Origin of the sequence: Vibrio sp. 661, from assembly GCF_033339315.1 — a bacterium.
Taxonomy (GTDB): domain Bacteria; phylum Pseudomonadota; class Gammaproteobacteria; order Enterobacterales; family Vibrionaceae; genus Vibrio; species Vibrio alginolyticus.
In genome coordinates, this window is record NZ_JAWOUJ010000097.1 from 1 (window position 1) to 1,190 (window position 1,190).

Sequence of the window (1,190 nt, forward strand, 5' to 3'; positions counted from 1 at the left end):
TATGAATTAGTCGAAGATCTTAGCAACAACACCAGCACCTACTGTACGGCCACCTTCACGGATCGCGAAACGTAGACCTTCGTCCATTGCGATTGGTGCGATTAGCTCTACAGTCATCTGTACGTTGTCGCCTGGCATTACCATTTCTACGCCGTCTGGTAGCTGGATGTCACCAGTTACGTCAGTTGTACGGAAGTAGAATTGTGGACGGTAGCCTTTGAAGAATGGAGTGTGACGACCACCTTCATCTTTAGACAGTACGTATACTTCTGATTCGAACTTAGTGTGTGGAGTGATTGAACCAGGCTTAGCTAGTACTTGACCACGTTCAACTTCGTCACGTTTAGTACCACGTAGAAGTGCACCAACGTTCTCACCTGCACGGCCTTCGTCTAGAAGCTTACGGAACATCTCAACACCAGTACATGTAGTTGTAGTAGTGTCTTTGATACCTACGATAGCAACTTCGTCACCTACAGTTAGGATACCACGCTCGATACGGCCAGTTACTACTGTACCACGACCTTGGATTGAGAATACGTCTTCGATAGGCATTAGGAATGGCTGATCTACCGCACGCTCTGGCTCAGGGATGTAAGTATCTAGAGCTTCTGCTAGTTCAACGATTTTCGCTTCCCACTGCTCTTCGCCGTTTAGTGCGCCTAGTGCAGAACCTTGGATAACTGGTAGGTCATCACCTGGGAAATCGTATTCAGATAGAAGTTCACGAACTTCCATTTCTACTAGTTCTAGTAGCTCTTCATCGTCAACCATGTCACATTTGTTCATGAATACGATGATGTATGGGATACCAACCTGACGGCCTAGTAGGATGTGCTCACGAGTTTGTGGCATTGGGCCATCTGTCGCAGCAACAACTAGGATACCACCGTCCATCTGTGCAGCACCAGTGATCATGTTTTTAACATAGTCAGCGTGTCCTGGACAGTCAACGTGTGCGTAGTGGCGTGATGGAGTGTCGTACTCAACGTGAGAAGTTGCGATTGTGATACCGCGCTCACGCTCTTCTGGAGCGTTATCGATAGATGCGAAGTCTTTAGCTACACCGCCGTAAACTTTAGCAAGAGTAGTACAGATAGCTGCAGTTAGAGTTGTTTTACCGTGGTCAACGTGGCCGATAGTACCAACGTTAACGTGCGGTTTCGTACGTTCAAATTTTTCTTTAGACA

General features: G+C 47.1%; 1 protein-coding gene. It reads right to left on the reverse strand.

What is annotated here, in order from left to right:
• Window positions 1-6 precede the first annotated feature (6 nt).
• The coding region (gene tuf / locus R7P69_RS24940; RefSeq protein ID WP_017822038.1) for an elongation factor Tu at window positions 7-1,190 on the reverse strand (1,184 nt) is incomplete at its 5' end.